General features: G+C 50.3%; 1 pseudogene. It reads right to left on the bottom strand.

Going from position 1 to position 1,339, the window contains the following annotated elements:
• Positions 1 to 1,320: pseudogene (locus tag BM122_RS22070) on the bottom strand (IS5 family transposase); the annotation flags it as partial.
• Positions 1,321 to 1,339: the final 19 nt, after the last annotated feature.

The following is a 1,339-nucleotide window of genomic DNA, read 5'->3' as shown; positions in this document are numbered from 1 at the left end:
CTATTGGTCATCAATAACCGATTAGGATTGATGCCGGAGCGAGCACATAAAAGCGCCAAGTGGCCCAGAATCTTGCGCAAGTTATAGCCAGCACCGCACAGCAAGGCATTCATGGCATCGCCTGCGGCACCTTTGAGAAAATTTCTCCCCAGACGCCCATCGTTTTTCATGTGTCCGATCACGGGTTCCACCGCGCTGCGCCGTTTGAGCTTCTTTTTGATCGCCACCGTCAGGCCGCGCTTGGCTCCTGCTATCCATACTTTGACCTTATCTGTTACCCCATGTCCTCGATAGCCCCGATCCACATAAACTTCCTTTGGCGCAATACGCGTTAGTTTGTGAACTTGTTCCAAGGATGCTGTCAGCGTATGCCCATCATACGGATTGCCCGGAAATGATTTTATTACCACGACAAAGCTCTCTTTGTTAGTAGTCACTATGCCTACCTTGACTCCAAACTCATAAGGTTTGTGCGCCTTGCCCTTGGCAATACATTCAACTTCCGGGGCATGGACGCTGTACACCTTGTTTTTATCATGTCGTTGCTGCGCATGAATTCTTTTGGCAATTTCCAGCAACCGGTTAATTCTTGGGTATCCTACTGTTGTCTGCTGATGCGCAAGCTTGCGCTCGATATCGCGAATAACTCGTCCCAGGTAAGTCCTGAGCCGCTTTTGTTCGCGCTTGGCGCGCTGCATCTGCCTGGCATGGGCATAGCGTCCATTCATCATGAGTGCGCGTTTGGATAAACGCTCGTAGCTTTGTCGCAAGACAATCCCCATGCGCTTGGCTAGCCTTACCAGCGCACTTCTAGCCTTGTGATACAGCCGAGCATCAGAGGGGCTAACTGATCGCTTTTTCCTGTACCGTGCTATCCACGTTTACCACTGCAAGCGATGTCTGTGACACGGTCTGCGTGCTAATTCCTGCCACTACCGTTAGACTTAGCATGAATTCACAGCCTGCTTCACCAATGCGCTTACGAAATCTCGTCATCTGGCTGGGATCAATTGGCAACTCGTGGCGGAAATATTCTTCGCCGCAGAAGTATTGCCAATAAGGATTCTCTACCCAGCGTGCCACCACCGTCTCATCCGATTCATTGAAAATGTGCTTCAGGTAGTGCAGCCCTACCATCAAGCGAATCGCAATGGCTGGGCGACCTGCTTCCGAATACAGCTGGTCAAACTGCTCTTCTACCACTGACCAGTCAATTTTCTCTGCCAGCTGGTATAACGCATGGTGTTGGTCCAGCATTTGTTCCAGTCTCATCCGAAAAAGATCGTCACAAAGGGTGAGTGCTTGCTTTTTGGGCTTCATCAATTCACCAGAAATAAGG

Origin of the sequence: Nitrosomonas communis (assembly GCF_900114745.1) — a bacterium.
Lineage (GTDB): Bacteria > Pseudomonadota > Gammaproteobacteria > Burkholderiales > Nitrosomonadaceae > Nitrosomonas > Nitrosomonas communis_A.
This window is presented reverse-complemented; position numbering and strand designations above follow the sequence as displayed.